Origin of the sequence: Tenacibaculum sediminilitoris (assembly GCF_964513795.1) — a bacterium.
Classification (GTDB): Bacteria; Bacteroidota; Bacteroidia; order Flavobacteriales; family Flavobacteriaceae; genus Polaribacter; species Polaribacter sediminilitoris.
In genome coordinates this window covers 25,205-46,333 of the sequence record NZ_CAZEQR010000009.1, presented here as the reverse complement: position 1 = coordinate 46,333, position 21,129 = coordinate 25,205, and the positions used below count along the sequence as shown (strand labels likewise).

Annotated in this window: 17 protein-coding genes and 1 pseudogene; 11 read left to right on the top strand and 7 right to left on the bottom strand. The window is 31.1% G+C overall.

Features of this window, described 5'->3' with window-relative positions; genetic code table 11:
• Positions 1-149 (bottom strand): annotated as a pseudogene (locus ACKTSW_RS03595) (IS3 family transposase); the annotation flags it as partial.
• Between the two features lie 216 nt (positions 150-365).
• Between ACKTSW_RS03595 and ACKTSW_RS03590 the strand changes: the two are divergent.
• The 5 genes from ACKTSW_RS03590 to ACKTSW_RS03570 all read left to right on the top strand — a co-directional run bounded on the left by ACKTSW_RS03590 (position 366) and on the right by ACKTSW_RS03570 (position 5,740).
• Complete coding sequence (locus ACKTSW_RS03590; RefSeq protein WP_408023903.1) at positions 366-2,633, top strand: aconitate hydratase; 2,268 nt, start codon at positions 366-368, stop codon at positions 2,631-2,633.
• A gap of 105 nt (positions 2,634-2,738) precedes the next feature.
• Positions 2,739-3,410: a Crp/Fnr family transcriptional regulator gene (locus ACKTSW_RS03585; protein WP_408023902.1), complete on the top strand. Its 672-nt coding sequence runs from the start codon at positions 2,739-2,741 to the stop codon at positions 3,408-3,410.
• 76 nt (positions 3,411-3,486) lie between these two features.
• Positions 3,487-4,371 (top strand): hypothetical protein, encoded by an 885-nt coding sequence (locus ACKTSW_RS03580; RefSeq protein WP_408023901.1) that lies wholly within the window; start codon positions 3,487-3,489, stop codon positions 4,369-4,371.
• A gap of 74 nt (positions 4,372-4,445) precedes the next feature.
• Positions 4,446-5,144: a peptidoglycan DD-metalloendopeptidase family protein gene (locus ACKTSW_RS03575; protein WP_408023900.1), complete on the top strand. Its 699-nt coding sequence runs from the start codon at positions 4,446-4,448 to the stop codon at positions 5,142-5,144.
• Positions 5,145-5,266: 122 nt separating this feature from the next.
• On the top strand, positions 5,267-5,740 hold the full coding sequence (locus ACKTSW_RS03570) for a DUF6495 family protein (RefSeq protein ID WP_408023899.1): 474 nt from the start codon (positions 5,267-5,269) through the stop codon (positions 5,738-5,740).
• Between the two features lie 15 nt (positions 5,741-5,755).
• Here the strand turns inward: ACKTSW_RS03570 and ACKTSW_RS03565 are convergent, their stop codons facing one another.
• Positions 5,756-6,439 carry an SIR2 family NAD-dependent protein deacylase gene (locus ACKTSW_RS03565; RefSeq protein WP_408023898.1) on the bottom strand — a complete coding sequence of 228 codons (684 nt, stop codon included), beginning with the start codon at positions 6,437-6,439 and terminating at the stop codon, positions 5,756-5,758.
• Between the two features lie 398 nt (positions 6,440-6,837).
• On the opposite strand from ACKTSW_RS03565, the gene ACKTSW_RS03560 reads away from it, so the two are divergent.
• From ACKTSW_RS03560 to ACKTSW_RS03550, 3 genes are all read left to right on the top strand, one after another.
• Positions 6,838-10,251 carry a VIT domain-containing protein gene (locus tag ACKTSW_RS03560; RefSeq protein WP_408023897.1) on the top strand — a complete coding sequence of 1,138 codons (3,414 nt, stop codon included), beginning with the start codon at positions 6,838-6,840 and terminating at the stop codon, positions 10,249-10,251.
• 430 nt (positions 10,252-10,681) lie between these two features.
• Positions 10,682-11,335, top strand: coding sequence for a hypothetical protein (locus tag ACKTSW_RS03555; protein WP_408023896.1), 654 nt, complete (start codon positions 10,682-10,684; stop codon positions 11,333-11,335).
• A 166-nt stretch (positions 11,336-11,501) separates the two neighbouring features.
• Positions 11,502-12,173 carry a TrmH family RNA methyltransferase gene (locus ACKTSW_RS03550; RefSeq protein WP_408023895.1) on the top strand — a complete coding sequence of 224 codons (672 nt, stop codon included), beginning with the start codon at positions 11,502-11,504 and terminating at the stop codon, positions 12,171-12,173.
• Here the strand turns inward: ACKTSW_RS03550 and ACKTSW_RS03545 are convergent.
• From ACKTSW_RS03545 to ACKTSW_RS03535, 3 genes are all read right to left on the bottom strand, one after another.
• Positions 12,170-14,506 (bottom strand): type IA DNA topoisomerase, encoded by a 2,337-nt coding sequence (locus ACKTSW_RS03545; RefSeq protein WP_408023894.1) that lies wholly within the window; start codon positions 14,504-14,506, stop codon positions 12,170-12,172. The two genes, ACKTSW_RS03550 and ACKTSW_RS03545, sit on opposite strands and share 4 nt — an antisense overlap.
• A 59-nt stretch (positions 14,507-14,565) precedes the next feature.
• Positions 14,566-15,648, bottom strand: coding sequence for an NADH:flavin oxidoreductase (locus ACKTSW_RS03540; protein ID WP_408023893.1), 1,083 nt, complete (start codon positions 15,646-15,648; stop codon positions 14,566-14,568).
• A gap of 81 nt (positions 15,649-15,729) precedes the next feature.
• The gene (locus ACKTSW_RS03535) at positions 15,730-16,572 is read right to left on the bottom strand and encodes a DUF2911 domain-containing protein (RefSeq protein WP_408023892.1); all 843 of its coding nucleotides are present in this window, start codon (positions 16,570-16,572) and stop codon (positions 15,730-15,732) included.
• A gap of 121 nt (positions 16,573-16,693) precedes the next feature.
• On the opposite strand from ACKTSW_RS03535, the gene ACKTSW_RS03530 reads away from it, so the two are divergent.
• From ACKTSW_RS03530 to ACKTSW_RS03520, 3 genes are read left to right on the top strand one after another with little or no spacing between them, the layout of a single operon-like run.
• The gene (locus ACKTSW_RS03530; protein WP_408023891.1) at positions 16,694-17,188 is read left to right on the top strand and encodes a DinB family protein; all 495 of its coding nucleotides are present in this window, start codon (positions 16,694-16,696) and stop codon (positions 17,186-17,188) included.
• Positions 17,189-17,199: 11 nt separating this feature from the next.
• On the top strand, positions 17,200-17,865 hold the full coding sequence (locus ACKTSW_RS03525) for an MIP/aquaporin family protein (protein ID WP_408023890.1): 666 nt from the start codon (positions 17,200-17,202) through the stop codon (positions 17,863-17,865).
• Positions 17,852-18,610, top strand: a complete 759-nt coding sequence (locus tag ACKTSW_RS03520; protein WP_408023889.1) for an NAD(P)H-binding protein — start codon at positions 17,852-17,854, stop codon at positions 18,608-18,610. The genes ACKTSW_RS03525 and ACKTSW_RS03520 overlap by 14 nt, the downstream gene beginning before the upstream one ends.
• Before the next feature lie 158 nt (positions 18,611-18,768).
• Here the strand turns inward: ACKTSW_RS03520 and gldG are convergent, their stop codons facing one another.
• Entirely contained in the window at positions 18,769-20,409 is a 1,641-nt protein-coding gene (gene gldG, locus ACKTSW_RS03515) for a gliding motility-associated ABC transporter substrate-binding protein GldG (RefSeq protein ID WP_408023888.1), read from the bottom strand.
• Entirely contained in the window at positions 20,402-21,121 is a 720-nt protein-coding gene (gene gldF, locus ACKTSW_RS03510; RefSeq protein WP_408023887.1) for a gliding motility-associated ABC transporter permease subunit GldF, read from the bottom strand. The genes gldG and gldF overlap by 8 nt, the downstream gene beginning before the upstream one ends.
• Positions 21,122-21,129 lie beyond the last annotated feature (8 nt).

Sequence of the window (21,129 nt, the reverse complement as noted above, 5' to 3'; positions counted from 1 at the left end):
ACAGTACTCCTACCTTGAATACCATAGACTTTTTGTACCTGCTTATAGGTGTAGTTGCCTTTTTCTACCTCGGCTACTAAGGCTAATTTAAAGCCTAAATTGTAATCGCGTTGGGTGCGCTTAACCCGCTTGTTTACTCCTTTACTCATAATAAGTCGATTTTGTGTCAACTTATTTCAGGACGGGACATATAGAATACAAAAGCCCGAGTTTTTACTCTCGGGCTTTTTTGTTTTTGACTTATTTTAAAAATAAGAATATAACAATAGAAAAAATTTATTTCAACTTATTATAATTATATAGTTACTCCATTCTTATACTATTTTTTTTGGTAAATTCGTACAGCAACAAAAAAACTAACATATATGGCTTTTGATATTAATATGATAAAAAATGTTTATAGCAAAGTAGTTGAACGAGTAGATGCTGCTCGTAAAATTACAGGTAAACCTTTAACATTATCAGAGAAAATTTTATATACACACCTTTGGGATGGTAACCCAACCAAAGCATTCGAAAGAGGAACGGATTATGTTGATTTTGCACCAGACCGTATCGCTTGTCAAGATGCAACAGCACAAATGGCCTTATTACAATTTATGCAAGCAGGAAAAGATAATGTAGCGGTGCCCACTACTGTGCATTGTGATCATTTAATTCAGGCAAAAGATGGAGCAGCTACCGATTTAAAACATGCAAATGATGTAAGTAGTGAAGTTTTTAACTTTTTAGAATCTGTATCTAATAAATATGGTATTGGCTTTTGGAAACCTGGAGCAGGAATTATTCATCAAGTGGTATTAGAAAATTATGCATTTCCAGGAGGAATGATGATTGGTACTGATTCTCACACAGTAAACGCTGGAGGATTAGGAATGGTAGCTATTGGTGTAGGTGGGGCTGATGCAGTAGATGTAATGGCAGGAATGCCTTGGGAATTAAAATTTCCAAAATTAATAGGAGTAAAATTAACAGGTAAACTATCTGGATGGACAGCACCAAAAGATGTGATTTTAAAAGTTGCTGAAATCCTAACAGTAAAAGGAGGAACAGATGCAATTGTAGAGTATTTTGGACCTGGAGCAACAGCAATGTCATGTACTGGTAAAGGAACCATTTGTAATATGGGGGCTGAAATAGGAGCAACCACGTCAACATTTGGTTATGATGAATCTATGGAGCGTTATTTACGTGCTACTGATAGGAGTGATGTTGCTGATGCAGCAAATGAAATTAAAGAATATTTAACAGCAGATGCTGAAGTATACGCAAACCCTGAGCAATATTTTGATCAAGTAATTGAAATCAATTTATCAGAATTAGGCCCATTATTAAATGGACCTTTTACTCCTGATTTATCTACTTCAGTAGGAAAAGAAATGACAGAGAAGGCTCAAGCAAATGATTGGCCATTACAAGTAGAATGGGGACTAATAGGTTCTTGTACGAACTCTTCTTATGAGGATTTATCACGTGCAGCTTCTATTGCGCAACAAGCTATAGACAAAGGACTGAAAACTAAAGCAGAATTTGGTATCAATCCAGGATCTGAGCAAGTACGTTTTACTGCTGAAAGAGATGGAATACTACAAGTTTTTGAAAATTTAGATGCAACAATATTTACCAACGCATGCGGGCCATGTATTGGACAGTGGGCTAGATATAGTGATCCTAAAAATGCGCCAAAGAACAGTATTGTTCACTCTTTCAATCGTAATTTTGCTAAAAGAGCTGATGGTAATCCTAATACACATGCTTTTGTTGCTTCACCAGAATTAACAGCAGCAATTGCAATTTCTGGACGTCTAGATTTTAACCCGATGACAGATTCATTAATTAATGAAAATGGAGAAGAGGTAATGTTTGATGAGCCAACAGGATGGGAGTTACCACCAAAAGGCTTTGAGGTTAAAGATAATGGATATCTAGCACCAGAGAAAGATGGAAGCCATGTAGAAATAGTTGTCAACCCTAATTCAGAGCGTTTAGAATTATTAACACCGTTTGAACCGCTAGGAGATACCATTAAAGACGCTAAACTATTAATTAAAGCACACGGTAAATGTACAACTGACCATATTTCTATGGCAGGACCTTGGTTACGCTATCGCGGACATTTGGACAATATTTCTAACAATATGTTAATTGGAGCAGTAAATGCTTTTAACATGAAGACAAATTTCGTGAAAAACCAATTAACAGGAGAGTATGATGCAGTGCCTAAGGTACAGCGTGAATACAAAGCAAAAGGAATTAAAACAGTTGTAGTAGGAGATCATAACTATGGTGAAGGTTCTTCTCGTGAACATGCTGCTATGGAGCCTCGTCACTTAGGAGTGGCTGCTGTATTAGTAAAATCATTTGCGCGTATTCATGAAACAAACTTGAAAAAGCAAGGAATGTTAGGGTTAACTTTTGATAATGAGGCTGACTACGATTTAATTCAAGAAGATGACACTTTTAACTTTGTAGATTTAAATGAGTTTGCACCTAATAAACCATTAACAATTGAAATAGTACACGCTGATGGCTCAAAAAATACAATTGTTACAAATCATACCTACAATGAAGGGCAAATAGAATGGTACAAAGAAGGATCAGCTTTAAATTTAATTAAAAAAGAAAATGCTTAACAAACATTTTAAAAGATAAATAGTTAAAAAGCTCTGGAAAATTCCAGAGCTTTTTTTTGTAATGTACTTTTAGTTTTTTCGACTTAAGACTTAAAAGTAAAAACTATGAGTGCACTTTGGTATTTTGAGGATGTTAACTTGTTTAAAATATTATGCCCTCACAGATATGGAGGTTATAAAGAAGAACATGTGTTTTCTGCATATAAAAAAAGTGATTATATATATTTTGAAGATGACGCAGCCAGTAAAATATATTTAATAGATAAAGGAAAAGTTAAGATTGGGTATTATACAGAAGATGGAGATGAAATTATCAAAGCAATATTAACAAAAGGAGAAATTTTTGGAGAAAAAGCAATTCTAGGGGTTGATAAAAGAAATGAATTTGCACAATCAATTGATAATACTACAGTGATTTGTCCAGTATCTAAAGATACGATGTTTTCATTAATGAGAGATAACGTGTCTGTTAGTTTTAAAATACACAAATTCATAGGCTTAAGAATTAAAAAATTAGAAAGAAGACTTCAATTATTATTATTTAAAGATACACGAACCCGTTTATTAGAATTTTTCAAAGAGCTTTGTGAAGAGTATGGTCATGAATGTGATAAAACAGGAGATCAAGTAATTGAACATCCATACACACAAAAAGACATAGCAACGCTAATTGGCACTTCAAGGCCTACTTTAAATACCTTAATGAATGAGCTAAAACAAGAAAAAATCATTGATTTTAACAGAAAAGAGATTAGATTACTAAAAAAAGTTGCTTAAGTGTAAGCTAGCTAACATTTTAATAAAAAATACGCAAGTAACTTTGTTTTTGTATAAACTTTAAAATACAAAAACAATGAAAAAAATACTTTTAACATTAGCAGCGGTAAGTGCATTAACTTTCGTTTCATGTAACGATGATGATGACAATACACCAATAACATCAAACTTAAATTTAAATATTAGCGGTTTAGAAAATTTAGGAGCAGAATATGTATATGAAGGTTGGGTAATAGTAAATGGATTACCAGTATCAACTGGAACTTTTAGTGTAAATGATTCAGGAGAGTTATCACAAAGTTCTTTTGTAGTAGAAGCAAATACTTTAGCAGTAGCTACAAAGTTTGTGCTTTCTATAGAACCAACAAACGATACAGATCCAGCACCGGCAAATACTAAAATATTAGCAGGAGACTTTTCTGGTAATTCAGCAGGAGTAACATCGACAGGAATTGTTGGAGACTTTTCGAATGCAACAGGGAAATATATTTTAGCAACTCCAACAGATGGAATGATGAATAATGAAAGAAGTGGTATTTGGTTTTTAGATTTAACAACAGGTGGTCCAACTACAGGATTATCTTTGCCAACATTGTCAGCAGGTTGGAAGTATGAAGGATGGGTAGTTATGAATGGTACACCAATAAGTACAGGAACATTTACTGATGTAGCAAAGGCAGATGATAATGCAGCAGCAACAAACTTTAAAGGAAATATAAACAATGGCCCAGGGTATCCAGGCGAAGATTATATTCAAAATGCACCTGATGGTTTTACTTTTCCTACAGACTTAAGAGGTGCAACAGCTGTTATATCAGTTGAACCAGATCCAGATAATAGTTCAAAGCCATTTACATTAAAACCTTTAGCACACGGAATTCCTTCAGATGCTAATGATCATGTAACATTTAGTATGGGAGCTGGACCAGTCAAAGAAATTAGTGGTACGGTTATAAGATAGAATAGTTTGTATAATTTACACATGTAAGAGTAATCAATTATCTTTGGTTACTCTTTTTTTATATAAAATTATTTATGACAGAATTTTTAAAAAATATATCTCAACAACCACTACATGTAATTGATGAAAGTATACCTTTTGAGCAATACATTCCAATTTCAATAGCAGCATCAAATAAAGAATTAACTTTTGATATTTCATCATCAAAAGAATGGGAAGTATATTTAGAAAACTATTTTTCAAAACATAAAAAAACAGTAGCTTTTGGTGGGTATTTAGAAGTAAGAGATATTTATAGCAGAAGTGAACATTTTAATAAACTATCAGAAGAAAACCAACGAAACATTCATCTAGGAATAGATTTATGGTGTAATGCAGAGACTGATATTTTAGCAGTGCTAGAAGGAGAAATCCATAGTTTTAAAAACAATACAAACTACGGTGATTATGGACCAACAATTATAATAAAACATTCAATAAGAGGAAATGAGTTTTATTCACTATATGGTCATTTATCTTTAGAATCTTTAGAAAACATATCTGTTGGTAAAAAAGTTAGACAAGGAGAAAAGATTGGAACTTTAGGAGATAATTCTGTAAACGGAGACTATGCTCCGCATTTGCATTTCCAGTTAATTATAGATATTGAAGATTATTATGGAGATTATCCTGGAGTAACTTCTAAAAAAACATTGGATTTTTACAAGCAAAATTGCCCCAATCCTAATTTATTACTAAAATTGCCAGATGAAATGAACATTAATAAATTTTAAAAACTTCTTTAGAAAAAGATTTGTTTAAAATTTTTAATGAGAGAACGAGTGGAGCGAGTGGTTGCAAACGTTCTTAATTTTATAATTATAATAAATCAATTAATTAAAAAAACTTAAAGCGTTTGAAATATAGACAACTTACAAAAGAGCAATTTGAAGGATTGCATGAAGATTTTGCTCGTTTTTTAGCATCACAAAACATTGATAAAAAAGAATGGGATGAATTAAAAAAAGAGAAGCCGCACGTTGCTGAAGAAGAAATGAATGTGTTTAGCGATGTCGTTTGGGACGATGTGCTTACCAAAACAGCATATTTAGAACATTTTTCTCCAAAAGTGGTAAACCTATTTAAATGTGAAGAAAAAGAAATTCATCGTATTGTAATAAAAATAGATAAAGAAATTAATGTTTTAGAACAAGATGGGTTTGAGTGGTTACTAAAAAATCCGAATGATGAAACAATTGAGTTTTTAAGAGGCTCAAAAGCATATCAAGAAGAAAGAAATGTTGAAATTTTTGATTTAATTGAAAAAGGAAGTACTATTTCCAAAGGAGAATTGTATGAGTATTTTGATCAATTAACGTCTAATTCATAAAACCGGATAATAAGTTTATTTCAAAAGAGTAACTAACTTATCTGTACCAGAACTAGCAATGTCTTCAATAATAGTCAAGTTATTGAAGGCATTTTTATTTACAGCAGGTTTAGGATCTATAAAATAAATAGGTGTATTATGCTGTATATAGTTAACTAAACTAGCTGCAGGGTATACTTGCATAGATGTTCCAATAATTACCAAAACATCTGCTTGTAAGGTAATTTCAGCAGCTTTTTCCAAAAGAGGAACATCTTCACCAAACCAAACAATATGTGGACGCAATTGAGCATTTTCTTCACATACATCACCTATAACAATATCTTTATTCCAATTGTAAACAAGGTGTTTGTTTTTTGTGCTACGGGCTTTTAATAATTCACCATGTAAGTGAATTATATTTTTGTTTCCTGCTCTTTCGTGTAAATCATCTACGTTTTGAGTAATAATGTCAACTTCAAAATCATTTTCTAAAGAAACTAGGTTATGATGTGCTTTATTAGGAGAAACCTCTAAAAGTTGTCTTCTACGTTGATTATAAAAGTCTAATACCAATTCAGGGTTAGCGAGAAACCCTTGTGGAGAAGCCACTTCATAAATATCATGACCTTCCCATAAGCCATCAGCATCCCTAAAAGTTTTAATACCGCTCTCGGCACTAATTCCTGCTCCTGTTAATACAACTAATCGTTTTTTCATAAAACTAAAATATAAAATTTTACTTACTGTATAATTGATGAAGGGCTATTAACTTATTTAGAAAGTTTTATTTACGAAGAAATATGAAAGATACATTTGAGAGAATGTTAGATAGTGTTATTCATCATTTTACGGTTTTATTAGAAATATATACTAATCAAATAACTGGAGTTCAATAGTGAGAAGTTATGGTATTTTAGAAGTATTAGATTTATATTTACTACAGAATAGCTTTTATTTTTCTATAGAGAATAAAAATTAGGTAAATTTGTATTGCTATGAAACATTTTCCTTTTCTATCTGAACCACTTTACTCATTAAAAAGAGAACTACACTCATTCCTAATTTTATTTTTCAAAATAAATACTCAGTTTTATCTAAAGTTTAAAGTATTAACTATGAAAAAAATATTACTCATTAAAGTCTTATTGGTAAGTTTTGGTCTTTTTTCTCAAGGTTCCCCAAAAATTACTTTAAAAGATTCTAGTGAACTAAAACTATCAAGTCTAAAAGTAGAAGTAAATATTACAGGTGATTTTGCTACTACTACATATGATATGGAGTTTTATAACGGTTTAGACAGAACACTAGAAGGGGATTTGATATTTCCTTTAGAAGAAGGACAATCTGTATATCAATTTGCGATGGACTTAAATGGAAAGTTAAGAGAAGCTGTAGTTGTAGAAAAAGAATTAGCTCGAGTTGCTTATGAAACTACTGTTAGGCAAAATATTGACCCTGCACTCTTAGAAAAAACATTAGGTAACAATTACAAAGCAAGGGTATACCCAATTTTTCCTAAAAAAAATAAAAGAGTAGTTTTAATGTATGAAGAAAAGCTTTCTGTTGTGAACGATAAACTTGTATATAAACTTCCTTTAGGAATTAAGAAAGTTGTTGATAATTTTTCTTTAGATATTTTTACTTATGGAATATCTAAACCTCCTATTGTAAAAAGCGAGTTCTTTAAAGATTTACATTTTCTTAAGAAAGGAAGTGTAATGAGTGCTTCTTTAGTTAAAAAGAATGTAGCTCCTCAAAAACCAATTAAAGTAGAGTTAAAAAAGTCTTCTAACTCTGAAAATGTTTTAAGCTATGGAGATTATTTTTATAGCTCGATTCCATTGAAAAACAAATCGAGAAATAAAGAAAAGCCTAAAAAGATAAGTATTCTTTGGGATGTTTCTTTTTCAATGAGAAATAAAAATTTAAATAAAGAAATAGAGCTTTTGAATAAATACTTTAACTATATACAAAATGTAGAAGTTGAATTTATCTCTTTTAATAATACAACAAATAAAGATGAGAAATTCGTTATAACTAATGGTACATGGGATAGCCTTAGAAAAGAGATACAATCTCAAACTTATGATGGGGGAACTAATTTAGAAATACTAAGTACCTTAAAATTAAATTCAGATGAAATACTTTTATTTTCTGATGGATTGACTAACCTAGGAACTATAGAAGGGTTTAAGAATAAAACAGTTTATACAATTAACTCGTTAACATCTGCTAATCATTTTTTATTAAATAAGATAGCCACTGATCAAGGAGCAGTATATATAAACTTAGGGAAACTTAATAGTGAAGAAGGATATAGACTATTAAAACAAGAAGTGTTACAGTTTTTAGGTTTTAAAAGTGATGCTAATCTAGATGAAGTATATCCAAAAAGCAGAACAAATGTTACAAGTGATTTTGTAATTACAGGACGGTTTAAAGGAAATTCCTCAGTTGAATTAGAGTTCGGATATCAAGGTAAGGTTACAAAAGTATTAACTCTTAATTTGGAAAATTCTCTAGTTTCAAATCAAGTTAGAAGACTTTGGGCAAAAGAGAAATTAAAGTATCTAAATAAAGAAAAAGTAAAGAACAAGAAAGAAATTATTTCTTTAGCGAAACAGTATCATTTGGTTACAGATTACACTTCAATGTTAATTTTAGATAGAATTGAAGATTATGTACGATATGGTATAGAACCACCAAAAGAATTAAGGTCTCGTTACAAAGAATTGTTAAAAGAAAAAGAAGAAGATCAAATTTCAACTATAGAAATTATTGAAGATAGAAGAGAAGACCTTTTTGATCAATATAAAGATATTACAGATTGGTATAATTTTACTTACCCGAGGAAGGATCAAAAGAAAAAAAGAACAAGTCAAATATCTAGGGTTAGAAATTCCAATATAAATCAAGAAAGTACTATTACCAACACAACAAACAACAACAGTATAAATGACAATCATATTGATAACCCAAGAGCAGATGTTGATTATTCTAAAAAGGTGGTAACAGGTATTGTAAGTGATTCTTCAGATGTTTTACCTGGAGTGAGTGTAATAGTTAAGGGAACTAATCGAGGAACTGAAACTGATTTTGATGGTAATTATGCTATTAATGTGGAGGAGAATGAAGTTTTAGTTTTTTCTTTTGTAGGATGTTCAACTAAAGAAGTTATTATTAGTAATGGTAGCACTGTAAATATAGAACTTGAAGAAGATAATGTTCTTGATGAAGTAGTTGTTACTGGATTAGGCATAGCAAGAGAATCAAAACCAGTAAGTAGTAATATTATTCAATCTTTATTAGGTAAATCTTCAAGAGTAAATATCTCTCAAAATAATCAGAAGCCTACCAAAACCTATATAAGAGGAAACAGTTCGTTAAATCAAAATGAGCCAATGTATATAGTTGATGGAATTCCAGCAAGAAAGAGTTTTATTGAAAAATTAAATTCCAAAGACATTGATGCTGTACAGGTAATTAAACCTTTTGATGCAATAAAACTCTATAGAGAAAAAGCAAGGAATGGGATTATAATTTTTACAACAAAAAAAGGAAAAGAAACTAATAAAAAAGAAATAGAGAAATTAAACTTGTTGATAGAGGAAAGAATAGAATTAAAAGCATGGAATCCTAAAACTCCATATTTAGATATTCTTAAAAAAGAAACTTCGGTTTTATCTGCTTATAATAAATATTTAGAAATTAGAGATTATTATTCTAATAGTCCGATGTTCTACATAGATGTAGCTAATTTCTTTGACCAAAAAGGAGAAAAAGAATTAGCAATTAGAATTTTGACAAATTTAATAGAGATAGATCTAGATAATTATGAACTTATAAAAGCATTGGCATATAAGTTAGAGTATTTTAAGGAGTATGATTTAGCCAAGAATATTTATAAAAAAGTATTAGAATTAAGACCTGAAGAGCCTCAATCATACAGAGATTTAGCATTAGCATATGAACTAGCAGGTGACTATCAAGATAGCTTTAATTTACTGTATAAGATTTATAATGGAGAGCTTTTAGTTAAAGATGAAAATGAACGATTTGATGGTATAGAATCTGTTGTATTTATAGAGCTTACAAGGATAGTATCGAAGTACGGAAATAAATTAATGTTAAGTAAACATCAGAAAAAGTTTTTTAAACCAATTCCAGTAGATGTTCGTATAGTTGTTGATTGGAATCATAATGACACAGATATAGATTTATGGGTTATTGATCCAAATGGAGAAAAGGCATATTACAAAAATCAGGAAACAGTGATTGGTGGAAGAATGTCAACTGATATGACAGAAGGTTATGGACCGGAAGAGTTTATGCTAAAGAAAACTATTAAAGGAAAGTATAAAATAATGATTGATTATTATGCTGATAATGTTCAAAAAATATCTGGTCCAACTATTTTAAAAGTAAATATGTTTACAAATTATGGAAAGAAAAATGAAAAGAAACGAACAACCATCGTAAAATTAGAAAAACAAGAGGATTATATTGAGGTAGGGAATTTGTCTTTTTAAAATAACTTTATTCTAAAATTTACCTTTACATATATTAAACATATGGATACTCTAATTTCTATATGCTAATTTAGTTACCAACAATGTTTTTTACTGCTCCTGTTAATACAACTAATCGTTTTTTCATATATAAATAATAAAAATTAAAAATAAATAAATTAAAGATGTTTGATGTGTTAATAAGCTAGGTTTGTTTTATCTTTTTCAGAAGTAATAGCATAAATCGTTTTCTAATTTTACAGTTTATTTGTGAGTTATCTCTTAAGATACTTAAAAATTTTAAAGACAAACAACTTTTGATTACTTAAGTAAACTCAAAGAGGAAATAGTTCCAATTTTACAAAGAATTTAGTAACTTTATATATAGGTATAAGAAGTCTTAAGAAGCTCTATCAGTCTTATAAGAAGATATTAATATAAACTAGTAAAAATGAAATCACTTATAAAGTTAATACTATCATTATCTATTATAGTTCTTACATTTAATTGTTGTACAACAACTCAATTAGTTGAGTATTGGAAGAACCCAGAAATTGATTCACTCTCATTATCGAAAGTATTAATCATTGGTATGACTCCAAATTTAGAAGCTAGAGATAAATTCGAAAAATCACTAAAAAAGGAGTTAGAATCTAGAAACATTGCAGCAGTACCAAGTTTAGATATTTTTGAGCCAGAATTTAGAATGGAAGGGAAAACAGAAGAAGAATTACAACTTATAGAGAATGTTTTAACAGCAAATTTTTATGATGCAGTACTTTATACTAAGGTGATAGGTGTAGAAGACAGAAAAATCTTCTCAGAAAAATATAAAGAAAAAAAATACCTAGATGTTAAGTTTAAGGAAGATTATTATAATCATCGAGAAATTCTAGAAGACCCGAATTATTACGAAAAATATAAAATATATAAAGCAGAAACTTCTTTATATTGTATTTGCCCTACAAAAGAACGAGAGTTAATTTGGAAAGGATACATAGATATTGTAGACCCTAAGTCTATAGAAGAAACTGTAAATGATTACGTTAATTTATTGGTTCTAGCCTTAGAAGAACAACAACTTATTAATAAAAAAGAAATTTAGTTTTCTCTTCTTTATTCAAGTTTATATTGGTAATCTAACAAAATTAAGAATTATAGCTTTACTTGTTATTTTAATTTAATTGAGAATAAGGTTTACTATCTTTATTAAAAACGAACGAGTCGTTTCAGCATAAGAGAAAAATAGGAAAAATCACTATGTTTGTTGAATGATTGATGAAGGATTATTAGCCTATTTAGAAGGCTACATTACCGAAAAAAGGAAAGATACATTTCACAAGGTTTTAAATGAAAGAACGCGCCATTTTACGGTAGTGTTAGAAGACATTTATCAACCACACAATGCAAGTGCTGTGGTAAGAAGTTGCGATATTTTTGGAGTACAAGATGTATATGCAATTGAAAACAAAGTAACTAATAGGGTTTCAAGGCATGTGGCGAAGGGAAGCCAGAAATGGTTAGATATTCATCGTTATAAAGAAGATGGTGATAATACCAAACTTTGTATAGAAGACTTACAAGCGAAAGGATATCAAATTATTGGTACCACTCCACATACTGATTCGTGTATATTACCTGATTTTGATGTCACAAAAAAATCAGCATTTGTTTTTGGAGCTGAAAAAGGTGGTATTTCTGACTATATGAAACAAGAAGCGGATGGATTTCTAAAAATCCCAATGGTTGGTTTTACCGAAAGCTTAAACATATCTGTAGCTGCTGCAATTACACTACAAAATGTAACTACACGCTTGAAAAGAACAGATATAAATTGGCAACTTTCAGAAGAAGAAAAGAAAGTATTGTACTTTAAATGGATAAAAAACACGATTAAAAATCCAGAGAAATTAATCAAGTATTATTATAGTGAGCTTACTTAGATAGAAGTCAATATTTCAGAAACCAATTCTTTGGTTAATGGTTGGCCGTTAGCCAATTTTTTTATGTTTTCGAAAGTAAATACAAAATCACAGCCGTTTTTATATTCAGAACACCCGTAGGCAGATTTTCCTTTTAAAACAGTTCCTTTGTTGCATTTAGGACAGGTTAGGGTGTCTTTAGATTTGGCTTCGCTGAACTTACGTTTCTCGCTATCGCTCGAAATGGGATTTGAGCTCGTTTTCTTAGGTTCAAATTTTAAAATAAAACTATCATCAAAACGAACTAAACCTTCTACTTTTTTATCTTCTTGTTTAAACCCCTTTAAATTAGTAGTACATCCTTTATCAAGCAAACGAATTAGTTGGTTTTCAGATATTTTTTTATCCATAAATTCAAAAGCTAACGTAAAATCACAACCATTTTTATAAGCAGAACAGCCATAAGCGGCACTTCCTTTTAATAATTGACCTTTTTTACATTTAGGACATTCTTTACCAATGACAGTTTTCTTTTTAGAAATTGTTTTTTTAGGTTGTTGTTTCGTTTTTTGAACCTCATAAGAAATCCGTTTCGTTTTAGAGCTCGAACGTACTTCGTAGACTAAATCGTCTACCATTTTTTTCATTTGATTTATAAACGTAGCAGCATGGTATTCGCCACGCTCAATTTCTTTCAAACGTTTTTCCCAGAGCCCTGTTAATTCAGCAGATTTTAAAAGTTCGTTGTCAATTAAATCAATCAAACCGATACCTGTTTGGGTAGGAATAATCAATTTTTTTTGACGTTCAATATATTTTCTTCTAAATAAAGTTTCAATAATACTCGCACGTGTAGATGGTCGTCCAATACCATTTTCTTTCATCAATTCGCGCATTTCATCATCGTCTACTTGTTTTCCTGCAGTTTCCATAGCACGTAATAAACTCGCTTCGGTATAATTTCGAGGAGGTTTAGTTTCCTTTTCTAAAAAAGAAGGTTCGTGCGGTCCTTTTTCTCCCTTTTTAAAAGTAGGAAGTACATCTTTTTCTTCTGTTTTTTTAGAGTCATTTCCATATTCAAAAACAACTCGCCAACCTTTGGTAAGGATTTCTTTTCCTGAAGTTCTAAAGGGCACTTTGTCAGCTTCTCCTTTAACTTCAGTTTTAGAAATATCACTATCAGGATAAAACACGGCAATAAATCGTTTTACAATAATAGCATACACTTGTTGCTGATTGTATTGCAGGTTGATTTCTATTCCTGTAGGAATAATAGCATGGTGATCGGTAACTTTTTTATCGTTAAAAACTTTACTCGATTTACGTATTTTCTTTCCTAATAAAGGTTGTGTTAACGAAGCATATTGTTTTAGTCCTTTTAAAATATTCGGAACCTTAGGGTAAATATCATTCGGTAAAAAAGTAGTATCTACTCTAGGGTAGGTAACAACTTTCATTTCGTATAATTTCTGAACAATTTTTAAGGTTTCATCTGCAGAAAACCCAAACTTATTATTACAATATACCTGTAAGCCTGTTAAATCAAAAAGTTTTGGAGCGTACTCCTTTCCTTTTTTCTTGGTAACTGAGGTAATTTCAAAATCACTTTCTTTTACTTTATCCGCAAAAGCTTGTCCATCTTCTTTTTTTAGAAAACGACCTTCTTCACAACTAAACAGTGTTTCACGATATTGGGTTTGTAATTCCCAATACGGTTCAGGTTTAAAGTTTTGAATTTCTTTATAACGATCAACCAACATAGCTAGGGTAGGGGTTTGTACTCTACCAATAGATAATACTTGTTTGTAACCACCAAATTTTACAGTGTACAAACGGGTAGCATTTAAACCTAAAAGCCAATCACCAATGGCACGAGAAAATCCTGCATAATATAAATTGTTGTAATCGTCGCTGTCTTTTAGATTTTCAAAACCTTCTTTAATTGCTTCTTCGGTTAGGGAAGAAATCCATAATCGTTGAATTTTGCCTTTGTAATTTGCTTGGTTAATTACCCAACGCTGAATGAGTTCTCCTTCTTGTCCTGCATCCCCGCAGTTGATAACCACATCGGCTTTTTCAAATAAAGATTTAATTATTTTGAATTGTTTCTGAATACCGCTGTCATTAGTAACCTTCGTATCGAAGCGTTCGGGAAGCATAGGTAAGTTGTTTAAGTCCCAACTTTTCCAGTGAGGTTTGTAGTCTTTAGGCTCTAAAAGAGTGCATAAATGACCGAATGTATAGGTAACAGCATAACCATTCCCTTCGAAATATCCATCTCGTTTGGTATTGGCTCCTAAGATATTAGCTATTTCTCGAGCTACACTTGGTTTTTCGGCGATACAAACTTTCATGTAAGTAATTTAGAGAGTCGAAATTACTAAAATATTTGTGAAGTTTCTACTTGAATTTACTATTGTTCTTTAACAAAATGAGGCCACCTTCGCATATAGTCTATAAACTTATTACTTAGCCCTTCGCTAGCTAAATATTCTTTTGAAACGGGTGTTTTAATAGGAGTAAAATTGGGGTTTTTAATAACCTTTTCAGGAAAGTCGTGATGAAGAATTCCAGATCTACCTATACAAACAAAATCAACTCCAGCATTTAATACGCTAGTAACATCTTTACCATTATTAATTTTTCCAGCAACGGTTAAAAGAACACTTTTGTAATCTAATTCAGTAAAATGCTCTAGTAAAGTTTTGTTTTGAAAAGCTTCATGTTCAGGATATTTAAAAACATCCCATAGAGAAAGGTCAATGAAATCTATTTTGTTATCGCTAATTAATCGTTTACAAATTTCTCTTATTTCAAGAAAATCCATACCAAACTTTTCAGGAGAAAGTCGAACACCTATTAAAAAATCAACTCCGCAAATATTTCTTATTTCATTAACAATCTCAAATAAAAGTCGTGATCTATTGTCTAAACTACCACCATACTCATCGGTTCTTTTATTGATTTCACTACTTAGAAACTGTGTTAAAATATATCCATGTGCACCATGAATTTCAACTCCATCATAACCACATTTTTTTGCTCTGCCAGCTGCTTTTATAAAGTTGTTTTTTAGGTCTTTAATTTCATTCAAAGATAATTCTCGAGCATTGTGTTTTTCATTGTTAGAAGGACAAACAGGTTGTTCATAAATCAATTCAGATGGAGACCTCATACCTGCATGATGTAATTGAATAACAGCTAAACTACCATGAGATTTAATACTTTTAGCTAGTTTTATATGTCCAGGAGTTTGTTCATCAGAAAAAATACCCAATTGACCAGGAAATCCTTTTCCGTTTTCTTGTACATGAGAAGCACAAGTTGTAACCATTCCAAATTGTCCTTTAGCTCTCATAGTTAACCAATTATATTCATCATCTGAAAGTTGACCATTTTCAAAGCTTTGGGTATTTGTTAATGGAGCAAGCATGAATTTATTTTTCATTTTGGCTCCACAAGAAAATTGTATCGGTGTATTAGGGTTGGTTTTCATACTTATTTAGTAATAGTTATTATTTTGAAGACAAAAAACTCGCTTATTGCGAGTTTTTGTTATGTGAGAGTACTAAAATAATTACTTCATTTCAGCTAAAAACTCTTTATTCATTTTTACATAATCAGCATTACCCGCTTTTTCAGCACCTGCTAATGAAGCTTTTGCTGCTTTAACAGCACCCTTCTTATCGCCAGCTTTTGCTAAAATTAATGATTGTTGACGTAAATACCAGAAACGAGGCTGATCTTTAGTCATCTCAACTGCTTTATTTATCCAATTTTTAGCTTTGTTAATGTCTTTCCCTTCTTGTAAATAATACACAGCGGAAGAAAAATAATCATTAGCAGAAGGACCGCCCATTACTTGCGCAATGCTTTTTTCTACCGCTTTATCAGTAGGAGTATTAAACTTTACACCTACGTAAGCATTTTCCCATAAAATACCCAATACAGCAGAATCGTTTGTTAAATCGTCAATAGTAATGGTAAATGTTTCAATTTTCATAGGCATTGCTTCAACCTTAGCAGTAGTTGATACAGCTACTTTAGCATCATCCCATTTTTGAGGAGTTCCCCAATTGTTTGTATCTGAATAAAATAGTATTTCCCAAGAATCTTTTCCAGGTTTGGTAAATAATGCATATGTTCCTTTTTTTAAGGTTTTACCGTCAATAGTTACATCGTCGCTAAAAGTAACAGTAGTATTTTTATTGGCTCCAGTTCTCCATACTTTTCCGTAAGGAACTAACCCTCCAAAAATAGTTCTCCCTTTCATACTTGGACGAGAATATTCAACCGATACGTCAGTCAAACCTACAGTTTGTTCTAACTTAGCTGAAGGGCTAGGAGCAGGGGTCTTTAATTGTGCGTTAATATTTGTTGATAAGGCCACAACAAACATGCTTAAAAGTATTTTTTTCATGGTGATTGATTTGTATTTTAATTAGTTTTGTTAAAATTACAAGGAATTCTTCGGATTAATGTTAACAAAAACTTAAAATACCGTAGCCTTGTTTTATTAGATGTTTGCAATTAAAGTAAGAATGAAAAAAAACAGAGTATATAGAAATAATGGAGCCATTGGAGCCTTGTTAGATGAATATGAAAAATCAATAACCGAGTTTAAAGAAGTTATTAAAGATGTAAATTCAAAAGAACTAATTCAAATAGTTGATAGTAAAACGAAAGATGAAGATTGTAAATCAATTCAAACAATAATAACACATGTAGTTAGAGCAGGATATACGTATGTTATTGAGATAAGAAGATGGCTAGGAGAAGATATAAAGTATAAAGAGAAAGAGACGTTAAATTCTATTTTAGAGTATAATGAAGCATTGGATAAAATGTTTGCTTATAATGAGCAACTTTTTGATGATTATTCTAATATAAAATTAGAAGAATTAGAACCAGATAAGAAAGTACATGTTAGATGGGGACAAAAATATGATGTAGAACAATTATTTGAACATGCTATTGTACATATACTAAGACATAGAAGACAAATAGAATTATTTAAAAACAAAATTAGTAGATAGAAATTCATAAAATGAAAAGATACATTTCTGAAAGTATAGGAACCTTTGCTTTAATTTTCTGCGGAACAGGAGCAATGACAGTAAATGAAGTAACCAACGGTGCTGATTTAACACACATAGGGGTGGCAATTACTTGGGGATTGATAGTAATGGCAATGATTTATGCTTTTGGAGAAATTTCTGGAGCACATTTTAATCCAGCAGTAACCATTGCTTTTGCCTATGCTAAAAAGTTCTCATGGAAAGAAGTGCCTAAGTATATAATAGCTCAATTACTAGGAGCTTTATTAGCAAGTATAATGCTTTGGATTTTATTTCCTACAAGTGAATTTTACGGAGCAACACTACCGTCAGTAGTGCCTTGGAGAGCTTTTATATTAGAACTTTTATTAACTTTTTTTCTAATGTTAACTATTATTAATGTTTCTTCAGGAAGTAAAGAAGTAGGGGTAATGGCAGGAATAGCTATTGGAGGCGTGGTGTTATTAGAAGCTATGTTTGCAGGTCCCATAACCAAAGCATCTATGAACCCTGCTCGTTCTATTGCACCAGCGTTAATTTCTGGTCATTTAGAACATTTATGGTTGTATATATTGGCTCCAATTACAGGTGCTTTATTAGCGGTGGTTTCTTGTAAATTAGTAAAAGACGATAATTGTTGCGATGAAAAATGTTAGCATTTTAGGCTGTGGATGGCTAGGGGAAAAATTAGCTGTAGACTTTATAAAGAAAGGTTATAAGGTAAAAGGGTCAACAACTTCGGAAGAGAAACTTCAGGAATTAAGGTCAGTTAATATTACTCCTTATTTAGTAGATATTTCTAAGAAAAGTATTGAACAAGAGTTTTTAGACGCTGATGTATTGATAATTGCGATAACTTCTAAAGAAGTAGAAAATTTTAAATGGTTGATAGCTTCAATAGAAAAGTCAAACATAACTAAAGTTATCTTTATTAGTTCTACCTCGGTGTATCCTAGTTTAAATAAGGAAATGATAGAAGAAGATGAAACTGTAGATTCTCCGCTAGTAGAAATAGAAAACCTATTTAGAAATAATAATAACTTTCAAACAACCATAATTCGTTTCGCAGGATTATTTGGAGGAAATAGGCAACCGGGAAATTGGTTTACTAATAGAAAAATACCACATCCAAAAGGCTATGTAAATATGATACATAGAGAAGACTGTATAGCTATTATACAAGAAATTATAGAGCAGAATGTTTTTGGTGAAATTCTTAATGCTTGCTCAAATCATCACCCTACAAGAGAAGCGTTTTACGTAAACGCTAGAAAATCTCTAGGAAAAACAATTCCTGAATTTGATGATTCAAAACCATTGGTATATAAAATAATTGATAGCGAAAAACTTCAAAAAGCATTGAATTATCAGTTTAAGCACAATGATTTATTGAGTATTTAAGTAGGTTTTACCTCTTTCTATAATTAAACCCAAATTCTTCCTGATATAAATGATTTAGATAAATATTTAAAGGGGAAGTCTTAATTTTAATAGAGTCATTTTTAGACTTAACCATTTACAAAACACTATAAAATCTTCATTTTTATATAGCTAGACAACTACTGATATTTCTTTTTCCTCCAGTAGTTAAAACCAAAACCAAATATTGCTAGTAACACTAATGGAATACCAATATTGATAAATTGCCAAAAACGTTTTTCAGCAAAAGCACGTTGCTTATCCAATAAGTTAATTTGAATGGTTTTATTACGTAGTTGAATCAATCCAGAATCGTCTAACAGATAATCAATAGCATTAATTAAAAATTCTTTGTTACCAAACTGTTCTCCCGTCCATTTATCTAAGGACAAATCGTGCGGTTTCCCTTTTAAAATCTGATTTTTTCCTATATCACCATCAGCAATTACAATCATTTTATTATTGGTACTCTCAGTTTTAAAGTCAGGAGTATCAAAGGGTTTTATCCTGTTTTTATACGCAGAAGGAATAGAGCCTTCTAATAATATAGCCAATAACTGTGGGCCAGAAGCAAATTCATTTTCCTTAGGTTCTTTTGCAATACTTTGTAGCTCAATAAAACTAGGAGTTCCTGTTTTTTTAGTTAATACTGAAGTAACCAATAACGGAGTTTTTTTCAAGTTTCCTTTTAAAGTGTCTATCTGAGTAGTAAAGCGAAAACGAATAGGAGCTACATTTTTAGTAATTGGGTGGTTCGGATTTCCGTTAACGAGTGGGTGATAAAACCAATTTAAGTGCTGAAACTGTGCTTGGTTTCCCATATTTCCTGTAGCTAGCGGAATTTTAGCCGAGTATAAATCTTGAATAAGATTGTTATTTACACGAACTTGATATCCAAACAATAAATCTGTTAAATTCAAATCACGAGGAAATGCTAACATTTTTCCTTCGTTGTACAAGCTATCAGTATCCGCTTGGTTATTATCCAGCATCCATAAGCTTTTACCACCGTTGGCTATAAATTGATCGATAGTAAACTTTTCCTCTTCAGTGAAACGTTCAGTAGGCTTTGCTATAATTGCCAAGTCGTAGGTTCTTAAATCTTTTAAAGTCTTTTGTGGGTTATTGGTAACACTATCTAACGTAAATTTAGCTAAACGATATTTTTTAACAACTTCACTTAGTAAACTATATAGATAAACATCTTGTAATTCACCGTTACCAGCTAATACCGCTATTTTTTGTCTTTCCTTTAAAGTAATATTATGCAAAGCATTGGCAAATGAATACTCTAATTTTTCAACTGCATTTTGTAATTGTGCTTCTTGTGTTTTAGCTATTGAATTAGGAAGTAAAGAAACCAACTCTATCTTCTTACCATAAGTAACTTCTGCCCAAGGAAAAATAATAGCTTCTGATAATTTCCCGTCTTCCTCTACAGTTAACTGGCTAGGTATCATACCTTTTTTTACCAAACGTTCACGAATATTATCTGGATTGATAAATCGAAAACGGATATTAGCATTTTTAGCTTGTAATTCTTCTAAAAACTGACGTGTTTCTATTTGTAAACGCTTAAACTCGGCAGGAAAATCACCTTCTAAAAATACATTAATGGTTAGTGGAGTATCTATTTTATCAATAAGATTCTTACTTACTTCTGATAAAGTATAACGTTTGTCTTGTGTTAAGTCAAAACGCTTGTATACAGAGTTAGCCACGTAGTTAAGAACTAACAACCCGATAAGAGCCAATGCGATGTGCTGTAGTTTCTTATTCATTTTTTAACTGTTGTTTAGTGATGAATAAAAAGAAGAACGTAACACTAATAAAGTAGATAAGGTCGCGTGTATCTACTACACCTCTACTAATACTTTTAAAGTGTTCATTAATGCCAAACTGCTGTAAGGTATATCCTGAGTTTCCTACAGAAGAACTCACTGCATCAAAACCATAGAACAAAGTAAAAGTGATGAATACACTTACAATAAACGCCACAATCTGATTATTTGAAAGTGTAGAAGTAAATAATCCTACAGCTGTATAAGTTGCTGCTAAAAATAACAATCCTAAATACGAACCTATGGTACTACCTACGTCTAAATTTCCAATAGGACTTCCTAATTGATATACGGTATATGCATAGGTTAACGTAGGTAATAATGCGATGATAACGAGTAAAAGTGCCGCAAAAAACTTACCTAGCACAATTTGCCAATCGGTAAGTGGTTTGGTTTTTAAAATTTCAATAGTTCCACTATTAAACTCATCTGCAAAACTTTTCATTGTTATGGCAGGGATTAAAAATAAAAATAACCATGGAGCCAAATAAAAGAAGCTGTTTAAATCAGCAAAACCCGCATTTAAAATGTTGAAGTTATCTTTAAATACCCATAAAAATAAGCCATTTACAAGTAAAAATACCCCAATAACCAAATAGGCAATGGGAGAGGCAAAAAATGAGTTAAATTCTTTTCTTAATAATGGTAACAATGTATAAC

Coding starts and splice junctions, on each gene's coding strand:
- ACKTSW_RS03530 (WP_408023891.1), top strand. CDS start 16,694: ATGAAAAAAAACAGAGTATATAGAAATAATGGAGCCATTGGAGCCTTG.
- ACKTSW_RS03550 (WP_408023895.1), top strand. CDS start 11,502: ATGATTGATGAAGGATTATTAGCCTATTTAGAAGGCTACATTACCGAA.
- ACKTSW_RS03520 (WP_408023889.1), top strand. CDS start 17,852: ATGAAAAATGTTAGCATTTTAGGCTGTGGATGGCTAGGGGAAAAATTA.
- ACKTSW_RS03560 (WP_408023897.1), top strand. CDS start 6,838: ATGAAAAAAATATTACTCATTAAAGTCTTATTGGTAAGTTTTGGTCTT.
- ACKTSW_RS03535 (WP_408023892.1), bottom strand. CDS start 16,572: ATGAAAAAAATACTTTTAAGCATGTTTGTTGTGGCCTTATCAACAAAT.
- ACKTSW_RS03545 (WP_408023894.1), bottom strand. CDS start 14,506: ATGAAAGTTTGTATCGCCGAAAAACCAAGTGTAGCTCGAGAAATAGCT.
- ACKTSW_RS03540 (WP_408023893.1), bottom strand. CDS start 15,648: ATGAAAACCAACCCTAATACACCGATACAATTTTCTTGTGGAGCCAAA.
- ACKTSW_RS03555 (WP_408023896.1), top strand. CDS start 10,682: ATGAAATCACTTATAAAGTTAATACTATCATTATCTATTATAGTTCTT.
- ACKTSW_RS03590 (WP_408023903.1), top strand. CDS start 366: ATGGCTTTTGATATTAATATGATAAAAAATGTTTATAGCAAAGTAGTT.
- ACKTSW_RS03565 (WP_408023898.1), bottom strand. CDS start 6,439: ATGAAAAAACGATTAGTTGTATTAACAGGAGCAGGAATTAGTGCCGAG.
- ACKTSW_RS03580 (WP_408023901.1), top strand. CDS start 3,487: ATGAAAAAAATACTTTTAACATTAGCAGCGGTAAGTGCATTAACTTTC.
- ACKTSW_RS03575 (WP_408023900.1), top strand. CDS start 4,446: ATGACAGAATTTTTAAAAAATATATCTCAACAACCACTACATGTAATT.
- ACKTSW_RS03525 (WP_408023890.1), top strand. CDS start 17,200: ATGAAAAGATACATTTCTGAAAGTATAGGAACCTTTGCTTTAATTTTC.
- gldG (WP_408023888.1), bottom strand. CDS start 20,409: ATGAATAAGAAACTACAGCACATCGCATTGGCTCTTATCGGGTTGTTA.
- ACKTSW_RS03585 (WP_408023902.1), top strand. CDS start 2,739: ATGAGTGCACTTTGGTATTTTGAGGATGTTAACTTGTTTAAAATATTA.